The organism is Bradyrhizobium nivariense (assembly GCF_029846695.2).
GTDB lineage: Bacteria > Pseudomonadota > Alphaproteobacteria > Rhizobiales > Xanthobacteraceae > Bradyrhizobium.
The window spans coordinates 92,360-114,993 of sequence record NZ_JARWCR020000021.1; the positions used below are offsets into that span (position 1 = coordinate 92,360).

Here is a 22,634-nt window from a genome sequence, read left to right on the forward strand (position 1 = left end):
GAAGAAGTTGAAAGAGAAAGATCAGGCGATGGATCGCGAGGACACCATGACGATCTGATCCTCAATCCCGCGACGGCCATGCGAGGCACTGAGCAACTGGCGAATCCGGACTGCCGGAACCGGACGGCTGAACAGATAGCCCTGCCCCTCGGTCACGGTGCCGTCGGCGCTGATCAGCTCGAGCTGCTCGTTGGTCTCGATGCCCTCGACCACGACCGCCATGCCGAGGTCGGCGGACAGCCGCGCCACGCCGCGCAGCAGCGTCAGCGGCCGGTCGGCGTCGATGCCTTCGAGGAAGGAGCGGTCGATCTTCACCTTCTGCATCGGGAAATTGTGCAAATAGCTGAGGCTCGAATAGCCGGTGCCGAAATCATCCAGCGAAATGCGCACGCCAAGCGCATGCAATTGCGACAGGATGTCGTGCGTGAGCTGGGTGTTACGCAACAGCGAGGATTCGGTGATCTCGATCTCCAGCCGATGCGCCGGGAGGCCCGAGACTTCCAGTGCGTAGCGGATCTCACTCAGCACGTCGCGCTGGTGGAATTGCTGCGGCGAGAAGTTGACGGCGACGCTGACGCCCTCCGGCCATTTCATGCATTCCATGCAGGCGCGGCGCAGGATCCAGCGGCCGAGATCGACGATCAGCCCCATGTCCTCGGCGACCGGGATGATGTCGACCGGCGAGACCGTGCCGCGCACCGGATGATTCCAGCGCAGCAGTGCCTCGCAGGTGGTGATCCTGCCGAACTTCAGATTGACCAGCGGCTGATAGAACAGCTCGAACTCCTCGTTGGCGAGCGCCTTGCGCAGATCGAGCTCGAGGATGCGGCGGGCCTCGACGGTCGCCGCCATCTCGTCGCGGAAGAAGCAGAAGGTGCCGCGACCGTCGGCCTTGGCCCGGTACAGCGCCATGTCGGCGTTCTTGAGCAGCGTATCGGCGCTGACGCCTTCCGGCGAGGTCAGCGCGATGCCGACGCTGGCGCCGATCTCGACCAGATGATTGTCGATGCGGTAACGCTCGCTCAGCCGCTCGACGATGCGGCGGGCGAGGCTCGCGGCGTCCTCGGCCGCACTGATGTTCTGCTGGAACACGACGAATTCGTCACCGCCGAAGCGGGCGACGAAATCTTCGGGGCGCAGCATCTCGCGAAGGCGGTTGGCGACTGCGCACAGGAGCTGGTCGCCGCAGGGATGGCCGAGTGTGTCGTTGACCTGCTTGAACTGGTCGAGGTCGACGAACAGCAGCGCGGAGAGGCGCTCGGCGTCGTGCGAGATCGCCAGCAGCCTTTCGATCTCGTCGCGGAAATGAACGCGGTTGGGGAGCGCGGTGAGGTCGTCGTAGCGCGCCAGATGCGTAATCTTGGCCTCGGCGCTGCGCCGCTCGGTAATGTCCTCGAGCAGCACCACAGCGCCACCATCAGCCATCGGCTGGACAGTCCAGGACAGCGACCGGTTTCGCTGCGTGTCGGGATCGGTGGTGATGATCTCTTTGGCCTGCGAACTCTCGATGTCCGCGACGATCCGCTCGCCGCTCCCAACCGAGATGGATCCGGCGCCGACGCACGCCGCGACAATGTCACGCGCGTTGGTGCCGCGCTGCGCGAGACCTTCCGGCAGGTTCATCATTGCGCCGAAGCGGTGGTTCATGACCGCCAGCTGTCCGTCGACGCGGAACATGCAGAGGCCGTGCGGCATGTTGTTCAGCGCCGTATCGAACTGCCCGGCGAGCGCGGCTTCACGCTCCCGTGCCACGACCGCTCCCATGAAGATTCGGTGCAGATTCACCGAGAGCTGCATGATCGCCATCAGGAACGCGGCGCTGACCACCGCCATCGCGATGTAGTAGGGCGTTCCACGCAGCGCCAAGGCAAGCACGGCCGGGCCGAAAATCAGCACGGCCTGCAGATGGAAGATCGCCGGCCGGCCATAGGCCCTGCCGGCGCCGCCCGCCGCGATTCCGGTGGTGACCGACAAGGCTATCATGTGGGCCACGGCGTCGTCTGTGGCCAACAGGGCGGTGGAGCACCAGATGCCGATCGCAGCCGCCTGGATCTTCGCTCCGATCTGATAGCGCCTCTGCCAGCGTGCGGCCGCCTCGGCGGTCATGACCGCCTGACGTGCCTGATAGAGGCGCAGGTCGATCGCCCGCGCGGTACCTGCCAGGACAAGAAGCGCGACGCACGCCCAGATCAGCGGCTCGCCCGTCCTCATCGCGGTCAGGGCCGCACCAATCGACACGAAAATGAGTCCTGCCAGCAGCGGACCAGGCGCTTCGAACAGCGAATCGATTTGCGCCGCCGAAGATTTCGGCGGCCGCTGTTCCGGCTCTCCGCTCTGACTTGCAAACTGCATCTGATCTGTACGCGCGTCCTGTCTGGGGCGCAGTTTTACCGATCCGGTATGAAGTCTTTCTGAGGGAACATCGTTAAAGTCGAGTTGTTTTGAGCGACAGATACTCGAAATACATCAATAGAAACAAAACGATGGGAAAAATTTGCCGAGCACAACCTTAAAGAACAATTGTCGCGGAGAAACATCTCGCAAAGTTTTCGAAAAAGGCGCGCGGTCAAAATCATCGCGCACCGAGGACGGGCTGCTAACCCGAAGTCGAGGACAATAGCGGCGACCACGCCGGGTCGGAGGCAAAGCCCGGCGTCGGCACCTTCAGCTCGTTGCGGCCCGAGATGTCGACGGAGAACAGCGACGGTCCGCCGCTGCCGCCGGGATCGCGGAAGAACATCAGCACGCGGCCGTTCGGCGAGAAGGTCGGGCCTTCGTTGTGATAGCCGGAGGTGAGCAGCCGTTCGCCGGAGCCGTCCGGCTTCATGACGCCGATCGAGAACTGTCCGCCGCCCTGCCTGGTGAAGGCGATGTAGTCGCCGCGCGGCGACCACACCGGCGTCGAATAGGTGGCGTTGGTATCGTCCTTGGAGAAGGAGATGCGCTGCGCAGCTCCCCCGCCTGCGGCCATGACATAGATCTGCGACCTGCCGCCGCGATCGGACTCGAAGCAGATGCGGGCGCCATCCGGCGAATAAGAAGGAGACGTGTCGATCGCCGGTGTGTCGGTGAGGCGCGTGGTCGAGCGCGAGCGCAGATCCATCACGAACAGGTTGGAATTGCCGCCCTGCTGCAAGCTCATGATGACGCGCTGGCCATCCGGCGAGAATCGCGGCGCAAAGGTCATGCCCGGGAAGTTGCCGACGATCTCGCGCTGGCCGGTCTCGATGTTGAACAAATAGACCTTCGGATCGCCCTGGCCGAACTCCATGTAGGTGATCTCTTGCGAGTTCGGCGAGAAGCGCGGCGTCAGCACGAGGTCGGAGCCGCGCGTCAAATAGCGCACATTGGCGCCGTCCTGGTCCATCATCGCGAGCCGCTTGACGCGGCGCTCCTTCGGCCCGGTCTCGTCCACGAACACCACGCGGCTGTCGAAATAGCCTTTCTCGCCGGTCATCCGCTCGTAGATCTGGTCGGAGATGATGTGGGCGATGCGGCGCCAATATTCCGGCGAGGTGAAATATTGCTGGCCGGCGAGCTGCTGGCCGGAGACCACGTCCCAGAGGCGGAATTCTGCCTTGAGCCTTCCGTCCGGCTGCCGCGTCATGCGGCCGGTGACCAGCGCCTGCGCGTTGATGGTCTTCCAGTTCTGGAATTGCGGCGCGACGTCGATGTTGCTGATGCGCTCGATGAAGGCGGCCTGGTCGATCGGCGCGAACAGGCCCGAGCGCTTCAGATTGTTGGTGATGACCTGCGTGACGCCGTTGCCGACGTCGCCGTCGGCCGGCGAGCCCGGCAGGAAATTGGTGATCGCGATCGGAACCGGCTGGAATTCGTTGGGATCGATGCGAAGCCGCGGCTGGCCCTGGGCGAAGGCGTGTCCGCCGCCGAGCATCGCAAGCGTCGATCCGGTCAGGGTCATGAAGCGGCGGCGGTTCATCGATCGGACGTCATTCATCGCAAAATTCTTTTGTTCGGATGTCACAACATATCTTTCAGGCCGAAAGTCATCGGAATGAGCTTCCAGCTCTCGTACTGTGGCTTCGGCATGAACGAATAGACCTGACACTGCACGATGGCGCGCTTGGCGCTCTCGGCCACCGCCTGGGCGATTGACCGCGACGGTCCCCTTACCGCGACGACGATGGGCTCGGATGCGAGCGATCCATCGATCTTCATGGGAATGTCGATGTCGGCTTCGTACTGATCTGCATCCTGCCCGTTATAGGTCGGCGTGAAGCAGCGCTTCACCGCGCCCTGGAACGCACCTCGCCAGGTCGCAACGTTGTTGGCGGCAGTCCCGGTCGTCGATCCCAGCGAGGCCGAAGCATTCAGCGTCGAGCCGGCGAGTTCGTGCCGGGTCGCGGCGCGCTTGTCGAGGTCGCGCTGGATCTGCGCGGGATCGAACGAGCGCTCCTTGGGCTTCGGCTGCTGCTGCGGCTGCACCGCCGCGACCTTCTGCTCCACGGGCTTGGGCGGCGGCTTCTTGGTCTCCAGCTTTTTCTGGAGCTCGGCGATCGGATCTTCCTTGGCCGGATCAGGCTTCTTTTCCTGCGGCTTCGGTTCTTCCTTGGGCTTGGCCTCGGCCACGGGCTTGGGCGGCTCGGGCTTCTTCTCGACCGGCTTCTCAACGGGTTTCGGCGGCGGCTCGGGCGTCGAGCTGGTCTTGATCAGCTCTTTCTTCTCGGTGACCTTGCCGACGGCGTCTTCCTCGGGCTTGGCCTCGGCGATCTTCTCGACCTTGGGCTTCGGCTCTTTCTTGTCGCCGGTCTTCTGCCCGTTGGTCATCTGCGCGAGCTGGTCGGTGGAGATGATGTCGATCGGAAGCGACTCCTCCGGCGCGACGAAGGCCCTGCTGCTAAAGGTGACCAGCCCCCATCCAAGCACGAGGACATGGAGGGCAATCGACGCAACGAGTGTCTTGTCGACCTTCACCTTCACGGCCTACCCCTGATCCGCTTCCGTGACGAGGGCCAGCTTCTTGAAGCCTGCACCGGACAACAGGCCCATGACCCTGGCCACCGTGCCGTAATCAGCTTTCTTGTCGGCGCGCAGATAGATGCGCTCCTCCAGCCCGCCGCGCGCGTCCGTGATCGCCTTCAGCTTCGGCACCAGCTCGTTGATCGCGATCTCCGCGTCGTTGATGAACACCTTGCCCTTGATGTCGACCGACATCTGGATCGGCTTCTGGTCGTTCTGCTCGAGGCTCTTGGCCTGGGTCTGCGGCAGGTCGAGCGGCACGCCGACGGTGAGCAGCGGCGCCGACACCATGAAGATGATGAGCAGCACCAGCATCACGTCGACCATCGGCGTGACGTTGATCTCGGCCATGACCGGCTTGCGCCGGCTGCGACGGCCGCCGCCTCCGGACGAACTCGCGACGTTCATGCCCATGGTCTGGTGCCCAAATTGCCCTTCACACTATACATGCCGTCTATCAGCCCCGCTCGTCGATCTGGCGCGACAGGATGGCTGAAAATTCATCGGCGAAGCCCTCGAGCCGCTGGGCCTGCCGGTTCACCTCGGAAGTGAACTTATTGTAGAAAATAGTGGCAGGAATGGCGGCGATAAGGCCGACAGCGGTCGCAAACAGCGCCTCCGCGATACCAGGAGCCACCACCGCCAGGGAGGTATTTTTCGACGCCGCGATCGACTGGAAGCTCGACATGATGCCCCAGACCGTGCCGAACAGGCCGACGAAGGGGCCGGCGGAGCCGACGGTCGCGAGCACCAGCAGCCGGCGCTCCAACCGCTCGATCTCGCGCGAGATCGAGACGTTCATGACCTTGTCGATGCGTATCTGAAGGCCCGCGACCGAGCGCGCCTGGCTCTCGAATGAACGCTTCCACTCGCGCATCGCCGCGACGAAACAGGCCGCCATGGAATGCGTCGGCTTGGCGGAGAGCGTGCGATAGAGGTCCTCGATCGACTCGCCGGACCAGAAGGCCTGCTCGAAACGGTCCATCGAGCGCCGCGTGCGGGCAAACAGGAATATCTTGTCGATGGCGATTGCCCAGACCCAGACCGAGCAGGACAGAAGTCCCAGCATGACCCCTTTCACGATCCAGTGAGCCTGCCAGAACAGCGCGATCAGCGACACGTCGGCGGAAGCGGCAACCGGAAGGGCTGACTGAGCCACGTCGGCCGGATTCATAAGCAGTATCCTCTCAAGGCGATCGTTACCTCATGTCCCGGCCAGCAAATGGCCGCCGGTTCCCCAATAGCCGCGCTAGAACCGGCGCGGCCGGCAAGACCGCTCAAAGCCATTGTCTTTCTGGGGTGCAGGGCTCATCCAAAGCCGGCCGCCTGCATTCCCTGCCAAGATGTCAAAACTATGGGCCTCGGCCCAAGGTCCTGACCACGGCCTTGACGTCGGGCTTTGGGCGCGATTGTCCGCAATTACCAGAGCCCGGCGATGGTTAATGCTGGGTTACCGCAGGCGAATTTGGCTGCTGGAAAGAGAGGTAGCGCAGGGGGATGGGTGGCGCGGCGGGCGGATCCGTGTCCCGGACGCACCGCAACGTCCCAGCGGTGAAATGGCCACGGCTCTGCAGCGCATCGTCGAAGGGACGCTGCGCTGCGTCGGGGGCACCAGAGTTCCGCGCTACCGATGTGCCGGCCGAGGAACCGCCCCCCATCCAGAAAATTGTCCCGAAAATCACCTTCTCGCGAGGTTTGGCCATGAGCATCAACCCAAAGACGACCGCCGCCATCGGCGACCATCCGCTCCACCCCATGATCATCCCGTTCCCCGTTGCCTTCCTGGTCGCCGCGCCCATCGCCGATCTCGCCTTCATCGGAACCGGCGACGGCTTCTGGGCCAGGGCCGCGATCTGGCTGCTCGGCGCCGGGATCGTCATGGCACTCGTTGCTGCGGCGGCCGGCGTTACGGATTTCTTCAGCGAGCCTCGTATCCGCCGCCTCAACGATGCCTGGTATCACATGATCGGCAATCTCGCGGTGGTCGTGCTGGCCGTGATCAATTTCTGCCTCCGCTACGCGCAAGGCGCGGAGGCCGCGGTCAAGCCGTGGGGCGTGGCGCTTTCTCTGATCGTGGTCGGCATCCTCCTGTTCACGGGATGGAAGGGCTGGGAGATGGTCTACCGGCATCACGTCGCGGTGCTGGACGCGCCGGGCCAGACCAGCTCGGAGCCGGTCACCCCGCATCATGGCGGCGAGAGCCACCGCCGCGCCGCCTGAGCGAACGACGCGTCGCCGGAGATCGACCTCGCCGAGGATGCGTGCTCTACGGTTCGAACCCGCTGGCGCAGGCTGAGCGTGTAGAGCCAGCCGCCCGCCGCATGGGCCACGCCGACCGCCTTCAGGCTGCGGAGGCAGGTTCAGGGCAATTGGTCAGCCGCGCCGGATTGCCGATTGCGGTGCAGCCGCCGGGCACGTCACTGGTCACGACCGTGCCGGCTCCGATCTTTGCAAAATCGCCGATCCTGACGTCGCCGAGAATTGTCGCATCGGAGCCGATGAACACGCCGCGACCGATGCGAGGCGAACGTGTCGGCAGTTCGCTGCTGCGGCCGATGCTGACGTTCTGAAGGATGGTGGCCTCGTCGCCGATCACCGCATTGGCACCGATCACGATGCCGGTGGCGTGGTCGAGATATACCGAGGATCCGACGCTCGCCGCCGGATGAATGCTGACCTGCAGGACGTTCGACGCCTCGTTCTGAAACAGCAGCGCCGCGTCGCGATGGTCATGATGCCACAGCCAGTTCGAGACGCGCCAGGCTTGCAGCGCGACGTAGCCCTTGAAATGCAGCAGCGGCGGCAGCAAGCCGGCGATGGCGGGATCGCTGCGCACGATGGCCTGCAAGTCGCGGCCGGCCGCCTCGACCAGATCCGGCTGACCGCGAAAGGCGTCGCGGGAAAATGTCGTGAAGCGCTCGCGTTCGGCCGCGCGGCCGCCAAGCCGGCGCCCGATCAGGTCGGCCAAGGCGGCGGTAAAATCGTCGTGGGCGAGGATGGGGCCGACAAGAGCCTTGCCGAATAGGGGATCGGCCGCCGCTGCGCGCTGCGCCTCGCGGCGGATCCCCTGCCAGAGGCTCTCGCTCGCCATGATCGCAACTTCCGCCATCATTGCCGCCTGCGGTGTTTTGACGCTTCCTTCTCACTGTCGGATATAGGCCATCGGCAGTCCTCGCGCCACGCTCCCCCGTGAGGCTACGAGCTTGCATGGCAGGCAAGCCGCGATCATATATAGCCAGTCGAGTTCCCGGCCGAAGCTATGGCCTCAGTTGGCCTCGCCGCGTACTGCCGCCTTGGGCCAGGGTTGTCCAGGCAAAGCATCTCGTTCAAGGCCCCCGCGGTGGTCAGCCATCCGCGGGTTTTTCGTACACAGCGGCCCGCAGTGCTGCCGAAGCGAATCCCGAATCCCCGTCATCCAAGGTCACGCCAATACATGTCGCCCAACGCCCCCGCCGACGATCGACACGACGACATCATGTATCCGTCCGCCCTGCCGTTCCTGCTGGTCCATCTCGGCTGCTTTGCGGCCATCTGGTCAGGCGTTACCTGGCAGGCCCTCGCGATCTGCGCCTCACTGTATGGCGTGCGCATGTTTGCAATCGGGGCAGGCTATCACCGCTATTTCTCCCACCGGGCTTTTGCGACCGGCCGGGTGTTTCAGTTCATCCTGGCCTGCCTCGCGCAAAGCACCGCGCAGAAAAGCGTTTTGTGGTGGGCGGCCAAGCATCGACACCATCATCTGCATTCCGATACCGAAAACGATGTGCATTCACCGCGTCACCGAGGCTTCCTCTACAGTCATCTCGGCTGGATTTTTGACCGGCAGCACGATGGGACCGACCTCGTGAAAGTCGGCGATTTCGCCGCCTATCCTGAGCTGATGTGGCTGCATCGGCTGGAACTCCTGCCGGCCGTTACGCTGGCTGCGCTCTGCTTCCTGGTTGCCGGATGGTCCGGCCTCATCGTCGGCTTCCTGTGGAGCACCGTGCTGGTCTATCACGCGACCTTCTGCATCAACTCCCTCGCCCATGTGCATGGACGCAAGCGCTACGTGACCGGCGATGATTCCCGCAACAACTGGCTGCTGGCGCTGTTCACCCTCGGTGAGGGCTGGCACAACAATCACCACGCCTACCAAAGCAGCGTGCGACAAGGCTTTCGCTGGTGGGAAATCGACGTGACTTATTACATCCTGAAGACGCTGTCGTGGTTCAGCGTGGTCTGGAACATGAAGACGCCGCCCGAACAGGTGCTGCGCAACGAACAGCAGCTCGGCGCGCGGGTCATCCATCGGGCGGCCCGCGAGCTTGCCGGACGGTTCGACGCACAGACCCTGGCGCATGCGATCTCGTCGGCGCTACGCCGATCCGATTTGGCCCAGCTGCAACTGCCAACGCTGCACGACATCCTGAATCGCGCGCATGAAGGCGTCGATGCGCTGACGCATCTGCATTTGCCGAAGATTCCGACCCGCGACGAGTTTCTCGCCGAGGCCAGGGCAATGTTCGCGCGAACGCGATCGCTCAACGAGATCGTGGACTACGCCTACGAACACTTCCTGGAGTCGGTTCGCGCGCAACTCGCCACGGCGCGCTGACCAAGACTTTCCAGACCAAGACTCTCCGGACCAAGTCTCGGCAATCCAGACGTCGCTGCTGCCAGCCACGCATTTCCAAAAACCAAACCGCCCGCCTGCGGGTTGCGCAGGCGGGCGGCTCGGGGCCATCAGGACTTTGGGGGCATGCGCCTGAAGGCTTTGAGAGGCGTCGGGTCAAGATCAACCTTGCCCGAGATCAGCCTTGCTGCTGGTCGGTCGGCGGCGGGGTCGGGCGCGTCTTGTGCTGCGCCATGAACTGGTCGAACTCTTCCTTGTCCTTGGCGTGACGCAGACGGTCGAGGAAGTTCTTGAACTCGACCTGCTCCTCCTCAAGCCGCTGCAGCGTCTCGGTGCGGTACTCGTCGAAGGCGCGGTTGCCGCTCGTGGGCGGGCCGAAGCCGAAACCGAAACCGCGGCGCTCCATACGGCCGCGCATACGGTCCATCTTGTACTGCATCCGCTCCATCTTGTTCTGCCAGCGATCCTGGTTGCTCCAGCACGACATTCTTCTGCTCCCGAGTGTGAAAAAGAGAAGGGCAAGTCCGATCGGCCACCAGATGATGAAGCCGAGAATGGTCACGGCGATCCAGCCGGGATGCCAGGGCGTCTCGAGCATGCGGGGACGCTCGTACTGTTGCTGTTGGTCCGAAGGGCCGCGCCATCGATTGACATCAGCGGTGTAGGCCATTTCCCTCTCCATGACGGCATCAGTGCCGTTGTGAATGTAAATAACATTTACATAGCTAGACCATCCCGGGATTTTGTCAAGCTAGCCACCCAACAGGGCGGGCGAATTATTTGCGCAATTTTATTTCGGCTTGCCCCAGGGACCACCGGGCGGCAGGCCGGAACCGGAGGATGCCTCCGGCGGCACCGGCGGCGGCTCGGCGCTTTTCGCCGGAGGGCGGCGATCGGTCGGGAAGCCGAGACCGCGCAGATAGATCAGCACCTCGGCTTCGAGCAGCTCGTCCGGTGACATCGGCAGCTTTCGACGCGCGGCGTCGCCGCGGGAGAACAGCGAGGCCACGCCATGCGCCATCGACCAGATGTGCAGCGCCATCATCATCGCCGGCGGCCGCGGCGTGCCAGGCGGCGCGAGCGCGGCAAGCCGCTCGGCCGCGGCGCGAATGATGTTGAAAGCGCGCTCGCTGGCGGCCTGGAGCGCCGGATTGGCATCCACCGGCACGCCCGATTCGAACATCGCGTTGTAGAACGCGGGCTCCTCGCGGGCGAAGGCGAGATAGGCCTTGCCGACACGCTCGAACGCCGTGACGGTATCGGGCCGTCCGTCGTCCCAGGCCGCGGTCAGGCGGGCCTCGAACTGCTCGAAGCCGCGCTGCGCGATCGAGGACAGCAGTTCGTCACGGTCGCGAAAATGCCGGTACGGTGCCGCCGCACTGACGCCGGCCATGCGCGCTGCATCGGCGAAGGTGAAGCCGGCGGCGCCCTTCTCGGCGATCAACCCGAGGGCGGCCTGCAACAGGGCTTCCTTCAGATTGCCGTGGTGATAGCCGCGCTCGGCGCGGCGCGTCTCCTTGCGCCAGCTCATGTGAACGAGCTTTACATGAGCTGGGCGTGAAGGTCACTAGCGGCGGCCGGGTTGATCGACCGTATTCTTCCCGGTCCAGGGCGGCGGCCGAAGTCCTAGCCGCCCGGGATCGGCAGCACCGGCATGATCTCGACGCGTTCGCCGGGGAAGATCGTGAAGTGCGGGTGGTTCTCGAACATCTTCGCCGCGGCTTCATGGGACGCTGCGCGCACCACGGTGAAGGCGCCCATCTCGTTGGCGATGTCGCCGATGCCCTTGCCGTCGACTTTCTTGGTCTTGCCGAGCGGGCCGCCCATGGCCTGGATCGCGCTTTGGTGCTTTTCGACCCAGCCCTTCCAGCCCGCCATGCCCTCCTGTTCCTTCGCCTTGCGCTCGGCCTCGGACATCGCATTCCATGCGGCCCATTTGGAGCTGGTCTTGCTGCCGAGGAAAACGGCGAGATAGGTGTCAGTGCTCATCGGTTCTCTCCCTTGTTGATCGGTTGACGACGCCGCGATTTTGTCGCGACCGCTGCGGTTACTTCTTCAGATCGCCGAAACCGGCGGCCGCCTCCTGCACGTCAGGCGGAAAGTCGCTCATCTCCTGCACCTGACGGATCTCGATAATTTCGTTCGGCGAGGCCGGACACCGCTTGGCCCAGGCGATCGCCTCGGCTCGCGAGGCGACCTCGATCATCCAGTAACCGCCCAGGACCTCCTTGGCCTCGGCGAAGGGACCATCGGTCACGACGGGCTCGCCGGTCGCAAACGAGACGCGCGCGCCGATCGACGGCGGATGCAGGCCGTCGAGCGTGATCAGCACGCCCGCATCCTTCAGCGCCTCGTTGTAGCGCATCATCGCCGCGACCCGCTCGGGATCGAGTTGAACGTCGGGCGGCGCGGTCTCGTAGCCGAGCGGGATCATCAGCATCATGAATCGCATGAGCATTCCTTGCTTGCTTTGTCATCCGGGTCGCGCGGCGAGACGCCACTCCGGAAGGACGGGGAGCGACGGCCCGGTCCGCCCCCCTCACCTTCAAGACGAACGAACCCTGACGGAACCGACAGGACGTCGACAATTATTCTGGAGGTGATTGCGCTGGCCTCTAGCGTGGCTGCGGCAGGAAACGCCCGTCCTGCCAGGTTGCGCCGAAATAGACCTCGATGCGGCGAACCTTGCCGCCGGCGAAGGTGAAGAACTCCGTGTTGCGAAAGCTCCTGCCATCTGTCGCCACGCAGAGATAGGTGACGAAGGCCTCGTCGCCCCGGACGAAAATCCGCTCGATGTCGTGCCGCGCGATCCAGCCGGTGTCCTTCCAGCAGCGTTCGAAATAGGCCGCCTTGTCGAGGTCGTCGTCGAACGGGCTGGTGAAGCGGAAGTCGTCGGCCAATGCGTCGGCGACCAATTGCCGATCGTTGCCGAGATAGGCTGCGAAAAGGTCTCGAATCAGGTGCTCGCGGTCAGTCATCGAACGGTTCCATAGTCAGCATCGTCTTGAAGACGATTGACGCGCGGCCGCGCCGACATCGCGCGCGACAGCAACCACGCGAAAAAATAAATGCGCTGGGGGACGCGTACAAATACGGCCCATTCGCGCGCCGTGTCGCTTTGCGCCGCAGATCGAGCGCCTCAGGGGGACGGAAATGGACTGTCGGTCGCTCTTCTTGTCGGAACGAAAGCGAAGTAGAAGACGTTGGCCGCCCGTGCGGCTCACGTTTTCGACAGAAGGACGCTGCCGCCAATGCCGCAAGCCCCGCAAAAAGTCGCCCTGGTCACTGGAGCCGCGCGCGGCATCGGCCTTGCGACGGCGAAGAAATTTCTTGCCGAGGGCTGGCGCGTGGCGCTGCTCGACATCGAGGGCGAGCTGCTCGGCCGCGCGGTCGCCGAGATCGGCCGGGACGAGGCGACGCTGGCGCTGACCTGCGATGTCTCGGACGCGGCCGCGGTTGCCGCCGCGATGACGACGGTCGAGCGGCGGTTCGGCCGGCTCGACGCGCTCGTCAACAATGCCGGCATTGCCGTGTTCGCGCCGCTGATGGAGACGTCGGAGGCCGATTGGCGGCGCGTGCTCGAGGTCAACCTCACCGGCCCGTTCCTCTGCACCAAGGCGGCGGTGCCGCTGATGCGCGACGGCAATGGCGGCGCCATCGTCAACATCACCTCGATCTCGGCGGTGCGCGCCTCGACGCTGCGCTCGGCCTACGGCACCAGCAAGGCGGGCCTCGCGCATCTCACCAAGCAACTCGCGGTCGAGCTCGCCTCGCTCGACATTCGTGTCAACGCCGTCGCGCCGGGGCCGGTCGACACCGCGATGGCGAAGCTGGTGCATACCAGGGAGATCCGCGCCGACTATCACGACGCCATCCCGCTCAACCGCTACGGCCTGGAAGAGGAACTCGCCGAGGCGGTCTACTTCCTGTGCTCGGAACGATCGAGCTACATCACCGGCCAAATTTTGGCCGTCGATGGCGGCTTCGATGCGGCGGGCATCGGCCTGCCGACGCTGCGCGGCGAACGGCGGAACGGGTAGGAACGAAATTTGTAGGGCGGGCAAAGGCGCAAGCGCCGTGCCCACCATCGTCCCCGACTCGCGGCGCGCCATGGCGGGCAGGCTACGCTTGACCCGCCTTACGATGTCAACCGTACGGAGAAAGCACCATGCAACGCCTTGCTTTCGTCCAAACCTTGATGCTCGCCGCAAGCCTGCTCGCGTCCGCACCCGCCGCGGCCGAAATCCGCATCATCCAGTCGCCGGGCGGACAGGTCGGACCATTCCTCGATTTGTTCGAGAAGGTGCGCGAGAGCGGCGAGCGCGTGGTGATCGACGGTCCCTGCCTGTCCGCCTGCACGCTGGTGCTGAGCATCGTGCCGGGCGAGCGCATCTGCGTCACCAGACGTGCCGTGCTCGGCTTCCATGGGGCGCGCTCGGTCGACCGGCGCGGGCGCTTCTCAGCCGAGCCGGAAGCATCTGAAGCGGTGCTCCAAGCCTATCCCGGCCCGGTGCACGACTGGATTAGCCGCCACGGTGGCCTCACGTCGCGGCTGCTGTTGCTGAAGGGGCGCGATCTCGCGGCGATCTACCCACGCTGCCGGTGAGGCTTTGGCGATCGACAGCGTTGTGAGCAAGTTGATCCGTCGCTGTCCGGCGATTAGGCAATTTTGCAAAATTCCGACTGGCCGGACACGAAATCCGCTCAAGCGCTTCGCAATGCCTGCCCAATTTACGCGGTTTCCGGCTTCTCCCGACCGTCTATGATGGTGCCGGCCAGACTGAGGCCGCGGCGCCGTCATATTCTCAGCGGTGGTCACAGACTAGGATGGTTCCGCTTTTTCAGGATTACTCATTTTCAAACGGGTGGCAGGCTGTGCAGCCCATCGATTTTCGCTACCGCTTGTCGGACCGGGGACGCATCGTCCTTGGCCCACTGAGCTCCGAAGAGACCGTCGAATTCGAGCTGCTGTCGCGGCGCGAGTGCGAGGGCCTGATGGACCTGCCGTCCGAGCTGCGGCTGCTCGAGCTTTATGTGAAGTACGCGGGCGCGGAGGCTGCGGGTGCGCCGACGGAGCCCAGCCGGCAGGTAAACGAGCCGCCGCGACGGCGAAGACCGCCGGCACGCACCGCAGGGCCGCGCAACTACATCGTCTCGATGATCGTGATCGCGAGCGTCAGCTTCACGCTCATCGCGTTGCTCGTGAACTAGCAAACAGGCGCGCGGGCAAAATTGCGCCGGTCACGCGCTTCGCGAGGCCTAAAAAAACCTCTGGATCATCTGGGTCAATTCCATGCTCGCGCAGATGAGCATACCCCAAAGTGCAAAGTTGATCTGTAGCGCCGCCGCCATCGGTCGCTCCCCTTCCAAGTCCGCCCCGTCCCAGTTTGTAGAATTTATGAAGGAATAGTTAGCGATTCTGTCACGGAGTTCACAGCCTAATATTGCGCCAGTTGTTGTGCGATGCGGTCCGCATCATTTCACGAAGCGGCCTCACTGCTCTCGCAATGTGATGCGAGAGCAAGAATCCATATTCGGCGATGCCGGCCACGTGTTTCCCTTAGGTTCCATTTGAGCGGCGTGATGCAGGCTTCCGCAGGCGGAGCCTGCGCGTCGCGTACGACACCGAGGGTTCGGCATGATGCGCCACGGCTTTGTCTTGCTCACTTTTTGCGCAACGCTCATGGGATGCGCAGTCGCGCCTGCGCAGGAACGCCGTCCGATCGCATGGGACGGCCTCGGTCAGGATCCGAACCGTCCCTCTATCATGAAGCGTCGTGTGGCGAACCAAGCTCCCGCGGCGAGTGATCCGAACCAGGAGCGGGAAAGAGTGCTCGGCACGTTGCGCCCGTACTCCGCAGCATGGTGGGCCGTCCATGACGAAATCGAAGCGGAGAATGACCGGCAGCTCGGCACGAGGCTGGTGATCTGCCCGCGCTGCGTTCCGTCGTCCCAACCACCGAGCAGCGACGTGACCGGATCGATCCGCTGAGAGGGCAGGCAGCCGATCGGCCTATGACGTGACGCCCTTATGCGTGTCCCCTCTCCCGCATCGGCGGGGAGAGGGGATCGCCGGCTGGCGCGTCAGGCGATCGCGCCTGTCACATTCCCTCGGCCGGGCAGTTCACCATCCAGGGAATGCCGAACTTGTCGACGCACATGCCAAAGCCCTTGGCCCAGAACGTCTTGCCGAAGGGCATGGTAACGCTGCCGCCGTCGGCGAGCGCGTTGAACTTGCGCTCGCCCTCCGCGGGGTCCGCGACCGTGAACGAAATCGAAAAGCCCTGCGGCTTGTGAAAATGCTCGCCCGGTGCGTCGGAGGCCATCAACACGCTGCCGTCGGGCAGCGACATCCGCGCATGCATGATCGTCTTCTCCCGGCCGGGCGCGGCGGCCATGTCCGCCGGTGCGTCCGATGAACGCATCATGGTGTCGATCTTGCCGCCGAGAACCTTGGCGTAATAGTTGAACGCCGCTTCGCAGGTGTCCTGATAGAACAGATAGGCATTGAGCATGTTTCACTCCTCTTCGTTGACTTGACCGTTCCCTGGGCGAGGGCGCCGTTATTTCTCCGTGAGCTTCTTCAGGCTGGCGAGGCCGGCCTCGAAATCCTTGCCGATCATGCTGTCCATGTTGATGAACACCTGCATGACCTTGGACAGGAACGGGGCCGGCCCGGACATCGCCCATGTGACCAGTGTGGCATCGCCTTGCGGCACAAAGGTGAACTCGGCAGTGTTGTGGCCTTCGAAGGGACGCTCGAAATCGAGCTTGATGCGGAGTTTTGACGACGCATTTGCCTCGAGAATCTCCATATGGCCGGCGCCGACATCGTTGTTGCCGTCCCAGGCATAGGTCGCGCCCCTTCCTACCGCAGTTCCGCCGAAGCTGCGCTTCATGGCCGGATCGCGGCCCTCGTAGGGTGACCAGACAGTCCAGCGATGGAAATCGGCGACCAAGGGATAGATTGCATTGGCCGGCGCCTTCACGGCGAGGCTGCGTTCGACGCGGAATGTGTCGGGCTTCGTCAGGGCGAAGACGAGGACGCCCACGATTCCGACCGCGAGCAGGATGGCGATGGCGGCAATGGCTTTCAGCATGAATGGCTCCCTGGATACGGCCTTAGGACGAAGGGAGGGGATCGGAGCCGACAAGGCGAAGCAGAAATTTTTGGTACGCCCGAGGCAGGCCCTCCCTACTTCACCTTGGCGCCCTGCCTGGCGCCGCCATTGGCGCCCTTCGGCCGGCTGTCCCGGATCAGGCGATCGAGATGCATGCGGATGTGGGCGGCTTCTGCGGACGTGTTGGCGAGGGCGATGGCGCGGTCGAAGGCGACGCGGGCTTCGTCATTGCGGCCGAGTTGCATGAGGAAGGCGCCGCGCACGCCGTAGAAATGGAAGTAGTTGGAAAGCTTCGGCGCCAGAGGTTCGATCAGGTCGAGCGCGGCTTGCGGTCCGCGCACCTTGGAAACCGCGACAGCGCGGTTGAGCGTCACCACCGGCGAGGGCTGCACCACCTCCAGCGCACCATAGAGCAGGTCGATCTGGGCCCAGTCGGTCTCCTCGGGCGCTGACGCGCGGGCATGCAGCGCGGCGATCGCGGCCTGAATCTGGTAGGGCCCGCTGCGGCGATGGCGCATCGCCTTGTCGATCAGCGCGAGGCCTTCCGCGATCATGGTGCCGTTCCACAGCGAACGGTCCTGGTCGTCCAGCAGGATCAGCGAGCCATCCGCGGCAAAGCGCGAGGCAGTGCGCGCATGCTGCAACAAGATGAGCGCCGTGAGCCCCATGATCTCCGGCTCGCTCTGGAACAACCGCAACAGCAGCCGTGCGAGCCGGATTGCCTCCTCGCACAGCGGCTTTCTGATTTCGGCGGCGTCGCCGCTCGCCGAATAACCCTCGTTGAAGATCAGATAAATCATCGCGGCAACACCGGCGAGCCGCTCCGAGCGCTCGACCGGGCCCGGCGTTTCGAACGGCGTCCCGGCCTCGGCGACCTTGGCCTTGGCGCGCGTGATGCGCTGCTCCATCGCCGCATCCGAAACCAGGAAGGCGCGCGCGATCTGCTTCACGGTGAGACCGGAGACGATGCGGAGCGCGAGCGCGATCTGCTGCGTCGCCGGCAGCCCTGGATGGCAGCAGATGAACATCAGCCGCAGAATATCGTCGCGGTAGTGCGAGCCGTCGAGCCGCTCGGCGAGCGCGCCCTCGGCGTCGTCGAGATCGGAGATCGCGTGGTCGTCCTCCGGCAGCGGCTGCTGCTTGCGGGTGCGGCGCACTTCGTCGATCGCGACGTTACGCCCGACCATGATCAGCCAGGCCGCGGGATCGCGCGGCGGCCCGTTCTGCGGCCAGGTCTTCAGCGCGCGCAGGCAGGCGTTCTGGAAGGCCTCCTCGGCGGTGTCGAGATCGCGGAAATAGCGCAGGAGCGCGCCGACCGCCTGGGGGCGCGCCGAGGTCAGCGCGGTCTCGATCCAGGCGGTATCGGCCTCGCTCACGTCAGATTCCCTCCGGGCCTGAACACGCCGACCGGACGCACCTCATAGGCGCCGCCGGGATTGGCCGATCCGAGGTCGCGCGCAACGTCGAGCGCCTCGTCGAGGTTCTTGCAATCGACGATGTAGAAGCCGAGCAACTGCTCCTTGGTCTCGGCATAGGGGCCGTCGAGCACCAAAGGCGGGTCTTCCTTGCGCAGCGTCGCTGCCGCAGTGGTCGGCAGCAGCCGCGCCACGGGGCCGAGCCTGCCCTGCTTCGCGAGATCTTCCTGCACCACGGCGAGCTTCTTCATCACGGCCTCGTCCTGGTCCTTGCTCCAGGAGCCGACGAAGTCCTCGTCGTGATAGCAGAGGATCGCATAAAGCATGGGCAGTACCTTCTCTGAACGCTTGTTTTGAAGACGATCCACTATGCAACGCCCCGACATGGCCGCGGAAAAAAATTGCAAGAAAAATCCGGCAGATCGTGCCAAGGAGGGCCTTCTTGAGCGGAACCCGACGAGGCACTTCGTATGACCAAAGGCACACTGGCCGTCCTGATCAACAGCACGCAGCAGAACTGGCTGCCAGAGCGCTGGAAGGCCCGGTTCGAGGCGGTCTGCGGCGGCCGCCGCGTGGTGCTGCTGCCCGATGCCGGGCTCGATCCGGCCGAGGTGCACTATGCGGCGGTGTGGAAGCCGGTGCCGGGCGATCTCAAGGCGTTCCCGAACCTGCGCGCGATCTTCAATCTTGGCGCCGGCGTCGACGCCCTGATGGCAGACAAGAGCCTGCCCGGCGTGCCGCTGGTGCGCGTCGCCGTGCCTGACCTCACCAACCGCATGACCGAATATGTCGTTCTGCACGTTTTGATGCACCACCGCCAGGAACTCTATCTGCGGCAGTCGCAGCGCGAGAAGCGCTGGGAGCCGACATATCAGTGGCCGGCGAGCGCGGTCACGGTAGGCATGATGGGGCTTGGCACGCTCGGCGCGGATGCGGCCGATGTGCTGCGTCGCCTCGGCTTCCGTGTCATCGGCTGGAGCCGCAGCCCGCGCACGATCGACGGCGTCGAATGCTTCCATGGCACGGCGCAGATCGACGCGTTCCTGCGCACAACCGACATCCTTGTCAGCCTGTTGCCGCTGACGCCGGACACGCATGGCATCCTCAACCGCGACGTCTTCACAAAGCTCAACCGCAAGGGCCCATTCGGCGCGCCCGTGCTGATCAACGCCGGCCGCGGCGGCCTCCAGAACGAGGCCGATATCCTGGCCTGCCTCGACGACGGCACGCTGGGCGCCGTCTCGCTCGACGTCTTCGTGCAGGAGCCACAGCCAAAGGACAGCCGGTTCTGGACCCACCCCAAGGTGCTGCTGACCCCGCACAACGCCGCCGACACCGACGCGGACGCGATCTCGGCCTATGTCGCCGAGCAGATCGTGCGGTTCGAGGCGGGCGGCGTGCTGGAGAACGTGGTGGACCGGGCGCGGGGGTATTAGGCCGCTCGCGGCGCCTCATTCCCGGTGTCGTCCTGGCGAAAGCCAGGACCCATTATCCCAGGGAGGAGTTGCGGCGCGAGATGATAACCCCGAGTCTTCGCCAGACCACATCCGGTGGTCATGGGTCCAGGCTTTCGTCTGGCTTTCGCCAGGACGACATCTTCATTTTGGCGCCAACCGACCATCTTGCGGGCGCCACGACCGCGCACCCCAGTCACTCCACTCCCTCCCCCGTTCACCCTCTCTTAGCGAGAAGTTGATAGGCGTTGTTAATCAACGCTCAACGAACGAGTCGGACATGCGGGCGAGCCTCGGCCTCAGGATGCGGATCACGGTTGCGCTGGCGGTGACGGCGGCGGCGACCGCGCTGTTTGCCGTGCTGGGGGCGATGTGGATCATCGCGGGGATTATCGACCGCGCCGACCAGCGCGAGCTGCGCAGCCACTACGATGCCCTGCAATCGCGCATCGCCGAGGAGTCCCACCGTGCCGCCGCCATGAGCGCCGTCGTGGCCGCGATGCCGGCGACGCAGGACGCGATGGCCAAACAGGATCGCAACGCTTTAATCGGCCTGTTCGGGCCGGTGTTTGCCGCGACCAAGTCGGAGTACGGCGTCGAGCAGTTCCAGTTCCACGTGGCGCCCGCGACCTCTTTCCTGCGCGTGCACCAGCCCGCCAAATTCGGCGACGACCTCTCGGGCTTCCGCAAAACCGTGATCATCGCCAACCAGGAGCACAAGGTCGTGGTCGGCCTCGAGGGCGGCGTGGCCGGGCTCGGCATCCGCGGCGTCGTGCCGATCGCGCAAGGCGGCAAGCATCTCGGTTCAGTGGAGTTCGGCCTGACCTTCGGCCAGTCCTTCCTCGATGACTTCAAAATCAACCGCCATGTCGACGTCGCCTTCCATCTCGCGGACGGCGGCGGCTTCAAGCTGTTCGGCGGCACGCTAAAGGGCAAGAGTTTCTTCGACGCGGCTGATTACGGCCGCGCTGCCGGCGGCGACTTCACGGTACGCCAGGCCAAGCTCGACACCACGCCGGTGGCCGCGCTGCTCGGCCCGATCAGGGATTTTTCCGGCAAGCCGCTCGGCGCGGTCGAGCTGGTGATGGACAATGCCGACTATGTGGCCTCCGCCGACCGTGCCTGGCTGCTGGCATTCGGCATCGCCGCGCTCGGGCTCGTACTCGCCGCGATCGTCGGCTATCTCATCGCCCGCAGCATCTCGCGTCCGATTATCTCCATCACGAGCGTGATGCGCGAACTCGCGGACGGACACCTCGACGTCGCCGTCCCCGCCAGCAAGGCGAATGACGAGGTCGGTGCGATGGTGAAGGCGGTCGCGGTGTTTCGCGACAATGCGATGAGCTTCAACAAGCTCCAGGCCGATCAGCTCGAGGCCAAGGCGCAGTCCGAAGCGGAGAAGCGGCGCGCCTTCGCCGCGCTCGCCGACAATTTCGAAGCCAGCATCCGCGACGTCGTCACCACGGTCTCCTCGGCCGCGGTCGAGATGGAGCACACGGCGCGCTCGATGTCGGCCATCGTCGAGCAGTCCCGGCAGCAGACCGGCACGGTGTCGTCGGCCTCGGCGCTCGCCTCGGAGAATGTGCAGACGGTTGCTGCCGCCGCGGAAGAGCTGTCGTCGTCGATGACCGAGATCAGCCGACGCCTTGCGCACGCGACCGCGGTGGTCGGCAAAGCTGCGAGCGACGGCCAACGGTCGAATGAGCGCGTCCAGAGCCTGGCAGACGCCGCCCAAAAAATCGGCGACGTCGTCTCCTTCATCAGCGGCATTGCCGAGCAAACCAATCTGCTGGCGCTCAACGCGACGATCGAGGCGGCGCGCGCGGGCGAAGCCGGCCGCGGCTTTGCGGTGGTCGCCTCCGAGGTGAAGGCGCTCGCAACCCAGACCGCGAAGGCGACCGAGGAGATCGGCGCGCAGGTGACAGCGGTACAAGGAGAGACCACCGGCGCAGTGGACGGCATCCAGTCGATCTGCGCAACGATCCGGGAGGTCGACGAGATCTCCGCCGCGATTGCCGCCGCTGTCGGCCAGCAGGGCACCGCGACGCAGGAGATTGCGCAGAATGTCCAGCAGGCAGCCGCCCGCACCGGCGAGGTCTCGCAAAACATCGCCGGCGTCACCGCCGGCATCGCCGCGACGGGAACAGCGGCGGAGGAAGTGCTGGGCTCGGCGATCGAGCTGTCAAAACAGTCGCAGCGACTGCGCGACGAGGTGGATCGCTTTCTCGCGCATATTCGCGCGGCGTAATTAGTACGGGATCGCGCCAAATGGGTTGCGGCCCCCCGTGCGCAAGTGCGCACCAGGCCGGGACCACGGCTTAGGCTTTGGTCCCCATCATCACGTCGATCGCCCCATTCACGATCGCCTCGAGCTCCTTCCGCGATACGCGGGCGCGGGAGCGGATGGCGATTGAGTGCACGGTTGCGGATGCGAGCTGCGCCAGCACGGCGGGATCGGCGCTGTCGGGCAACTCGCCTTTCTCCTTGGCGCGGCGGAAGCAACTCGTAAACGCCTTGTCGAGCTCAGACAGGCCATCCAGCACCATGGCGCGGATGTCGGGATCGCCGACGGCTTCGGAGGCCGCGGTGACGACGGTGAAGCAGCCGCGCGGGCCGGTCTCGCCGGAGAGATAGATGTTCAGCGCGCAGGCAAAGATGCTCTCCAGCCGCTGGCGCAGCGGCAACTCCTCACGGAAGATCGCGGCCATCGAGGCCCGCGCTTCCTCGCGGTAGCGCTGGTAGCTCTTGATGTAGAGCTCGCGCTTGTCGCCGAAGGCCCCATAGAGGCTCGGGCGATTCATGCCGGTAGCTTCGCTGAGATCGTCGAGAGAGGTCGCGGCGAAACCCTGCGTGCGGAACAGGTCGAGCGCTTTGCCAAGCGCGACGTCGGGTTCATAGGCGCGCGGACGGCCGCGGCGTTTGGGTTCACTGGCAGCAGCTGGCGGCTTTGATTTTTGTACCATCTCGCAATTTAATCCTTGACCGCCCTTATAATATGCAAGACAGTACAAAAATCAATCTGGCCAGGTTGAGCGACACACCAAAAGTC

At 64.5% G+C, this 22,634-nt stretch carries 24 protein-coding genes; 8 read left to right on the forward strand and 16 right to left on the reverse strand.

The window, feature by feature from the left end; genetic code table 11:
* Positions 1–21: 21 nt before the first annotated feature.
* The 5 genes from QCM77_RS19290 to tolQ form a co-directional block, all read right to left on the reverse strand.
* The gene (locus QCM77_RS19290) at positions 22–2,352 is read right to left on the reverse strand and encodes a putative bifunctional diguanylate cyclase/phosphodiesterase (RefSeq protein WP_279684319.1); all 2,331 of its coding nucleotides are present in this window, start codon (positions 2,350–2,352) and stop codon (positions 22–24) included.
* A gap of 244 nt (positions 2,353–2,596) precedes the next feature.
* Positions 2,597–3,940 (reverse strand): Tol-Pal system beta propeller repeat protein TolB, encoded by a 1,344-nt coding sequence (gene tolB, locus QCM77_RS19295; RefSeq protein WP_279684340.1) that lies wholly within the window; start codon positions 3,938–3,940, stop codon positions 2,597–2,599.
* A gap of 41 nt (positions 3,941–3,981) precedes the next feature.
* On the reverse strand, positions 3,982–4,941 hold the full coding sequence (tolA, locus tag QCM77_RS19300) for a cell envelope integrity protein TolA (RefSeq protein WP_279684320.1): 960 nt from the start codon (positions 4,939–4,941) through the stop codon (positions 3,982–3,984).
* A 3-nt stretch (positions 4,942–4,944) separates the two neighbouring features.
* The gene (gene tolR / locus QCM77_RS19305) at positions 4,945–5,394 is read right to left on the reverse strand and encodes a protein TolR (RefSeq protein WP_028173005.1); all 450 of its coding nucleotides are present in this window, start codon (positions 5,392–5,394) and stop codon (positions 4,945–4,947) included.
* Positions 5,395–5,437: 43 nt separating this feature from the next.
* Positions 5,438–6,154, reverse strand: coding sequence for a protein TolQ (tolQ, locus tag QCM77_RS19310; protein ID WP_279684321.1), 717 nt, complete (start codon positions 6,152–6,154; stop codon positions 5,438–5,440).
* 527 nt (positions 6,155–6,681) lie between these two features.
* Between tolQ and QCM77_RS19315 the strand changes: the two genes are divergently transcribed.
* Entirely contained in the window at positions 6,682–7,200 is a 519-nt protein-coding gene (locus QCM77_RS19315; RefSeq protein WP_279684322.1) for a DUF2231 domain-containing protein, read from the forward strand.
* A gap of 121 nt (positions 7,201–7,321) precedes the next feature.
* Here the strand turns inward: QCM77_RS19315 and QCM77_RS19320 are convergent, their stop codons facing one another.
* Positions 7,322–8,089 carry a serine acetyltransferase domain-containing protein gene (locus QCM77_RS19320; RefSeq protein ID WP_279684341.1) on the reverse strand — a complete coding sequence of 256 codons (768 nt, stop codon included), beginning with the start codon at positions 8,087–8,089 and terminating at the stop codon, positions 7,322–7,324.
* 324 nt (positions 8,090–8,413) lie between these two features.
* Between QCM77_RS19320 and QCM77_RS19325 the strand changes: the two genes are divergently transcribed.
* On the forward strand, positions 8,414–9,577 hold the full coding sequence (locus QCM77_RS19325; protein ID WP_279684323.1) for an acyl-CoA desaturase: 1,164 nt from the start codon (positions 8,414–8,416) through the stop codon (positions 9,575–9,577).
* A gap of 196 nt (positions 9,578–9,773) precedes the next feature.
* Here the strand turns inward: QCM77_RS19325 and QCM77_RS19330 are convergent, their stop codons facing one another.
* The 5 genes from QCM77_RS19330 to QCM77_RS19350 all read right to left on the reverse strand — a co-directional run bounded on the left by QCM77_RS19330 (position 9,774) and on the right by QCM77_RS19350 (position 12,573).
* Entirely contained in the window at positions 9,774–10,265 is a 492-nt protein-coding gene (locus QCM77_RS19330; RefSeq protein WP_279666575.1) for a DUF2852 domain-containing protein, read from the reverse strand.
* Between the two features lie 120 nt (positions 10,266–10,385).
* Positions 10,386–11,126, reverse strand: coding sequence for a TetR/AcrR family transcriptional regulator (locus QCM77_RS19335; protein ID WP_279666576.1), 741 nt, complete (start codon positions 11,124–11,126; stop codon positions 10,386–10,388).
* Between the two features lie 95 nt (positions 11,127–11,221).
* Positions 11,222–11,584, reverse strand: coding sequence for a hypothetical protein (locus tag QCM77_RS19340; protein ID WP_279666577.1), 363 nt, complete (start codon positions 11,582–11,584; stop codon positions 11,222–11,224).
* A 58-nt stretch (positions 11,585–11,642) separates the two neighbouring features.
* Entirely contained in the window at positions 11,643–12,047 is a 405-nt protein-coding gene (locus QCM77_RS19345; RefSeq protein ID WP_279666578.1) for a YciI family protein, read from the reverse strand.
* A 163-nt stretch (positions 12,048–12,210) separates the two neighbouring features.
* The gene (locus QCM77_RS19350; RefSeq protein ID WP_279666579.1) at positions 12,211–12,573 is read right to left on the reverse strand and encodes a nuclear transport factor 2 family protein; all 363 of its coding nucleotides are present in this window, start codon (positions 12,571–12,573) and stop codon (positions 12,211–12,213) included.
* A 273-nt stretch (positions 12,574–12,846) separates the two neighbouring features.
* On the opposite strand from QCM77_RS19350, the gene QCM77_RS19355 reads away from it, so the two are divergent.
* The 4 genes from QCM77_RS19355 (at position 12,847) to QCM77_RS19370 (ending at position 15,587) form a co-directional block, all read left to right on the forward strand.
* Positions 12,847–13,635 carry an SDR family NAD(P)-dependent oxidoreductase gene (locus tag QCM77_RS19355; RefSeq protein ID WP_279684324.1) on the forward strand — a complete coding sequence of 263 codons (789 nt, stop codon included), beginning with the start codon at positions 12,847–12,849 and terminating at the stop codon, positions 13,633–13,635.
* 128 nt (positions 13,636–13,763) lie between these two features.
* On the forward strand, positions 13,764–14,201 hold the full coding sequence (locus tag QCM77_RS19360; protein ID WP_279666581.1) for a hypothetical protein: 438 nt from the start codon (positions 13,764–13,766) through the stop codon (positions 14,199–14,201).
* A 269-nt stretch (positions 14,202–14,470) separates the two neighbouring features.
* Positions 14,471–14,806, forward strand: coding sequence for a hypothetical protein (locus tag QCM77_RS19365; protein WP_279684325.1), 336 nt, complete (start codon positions 14,471–14,473; stop codon positions 14,804–14,806).
* A gap of 427 nt (positions 14,807–15,233) precedes the next feature.
* A complete protein-coding gene (locus tag QCM77_RS19370) occupies positions 15,234–15,587 on the forward strand; it encodes a hypothetical protein (protein ID WP_279666584.1) in 354 nt (117 codons plus the stop codon).
* A gap of 109 nt (positions 15,588–15,696) precedes the next feature.
* Here QCM77_RS19370 and QCM77_RS19375 read toward each other — a convergent pair whose 3' ends face one another.
* From QCM77_RS19375 to QCM77_RS19390, 4 genes are all read right to left on the reverse strand, one after another.
* Positions 15,697–16,110 carry a VOC family protein gene (locus QCM77_RS19375; protein WP_279684326.1) on the reverse strand — a complete coding sequence of 138 codons (414 nt, stop codon included), beginning with the start codon at positions 16,108–16,110 and terminating at the stop codon, positions 15,697–15,699.
* Between the two features lie 48 nt (positions 16,111–16,158).
* On the reverse strand, positions 16,159–16,695 hold the full coding sequence (locus QCM77_RS19380; RefSeq protein WP_279684327.1) for an SRPBCC family protein: 537 nt from the start codon (positions 16,693–16,695) through the stop codon (positions 16,159–16,161).
* Between the two features lie 95 nt (positions 16,696–16,790).
* Complete coding sequence (locus tag QCM77_RS19385) at positions 16,791–18,092, reverse strand: RNA polymerase sigma factor (protein WP_279666589.1); 1,302 nt, start codon at positions 18,090–18,092, stop codon at positions 16,791–16,793.
* Complete coding sequence (locus QCM77_RS19390; protein WP_211394665.1) at positions 18,089–18,457, reverse strand: YciI family protein; 369 nt, start codon at positions 18,455–18,457, stop codon at positions 18,089–18,091. The genes QCM77_RS19385 and QCM77_RS19390 overlap by 4 nt, the downstream gene beginning before the upstream one ends.
* Positions 18,458–18,601: 144 nt before the next feature.
* Here QCM77_RS19390 and QCM77_RS19395 point away from each other — a divergent pair, with 144 nt between their 5' ends.
* Positions 18,602–19,567: a 2-hydroxyacid dehydrogenase gene (locus QCM77_RS19395; protein ID WP_279684328.1), complete on the forward strand. Its 966-nt coding sequence runs from the start codon at positions 18,602–18,604 to the stop codon at positions 19,565–19,567.
* A gap of 298 nt (positions 19,568–19,865) precedes the next feature.
* Positions 19,866–21,833, forward strand: coding sequence for a methyl-accepting chemotaxis protein (locus tag QCM77_RS19400; RefSeq protein WP_279684329.1), 1,968 nt, complete (start codon positions 19,866–19,868; stop codon positions 21,831–21,833).
* Positions 21,834–21,903: 70 nt separating this feature from the next.
* On the opposite strand, the gene QCM77_RS19405 is transcribed toward QCM77_RS19400, so the two are convergent.
* The gene (locus tag QCM77_RS19405; RefSeq protein ID WP_279684330.1) at positions 21,904–22,548 is read right to left on the reverse strand and encodes a TetR/AcrR family transcriptional regulator; all 645 of its coding nucleotides are present in this window, start codon (positions 22,546–22,548) and stop codon (positions 21,904–21,906) included.
* Positions 22,549–22,634 lie beyond the last annotated feature (86 nt).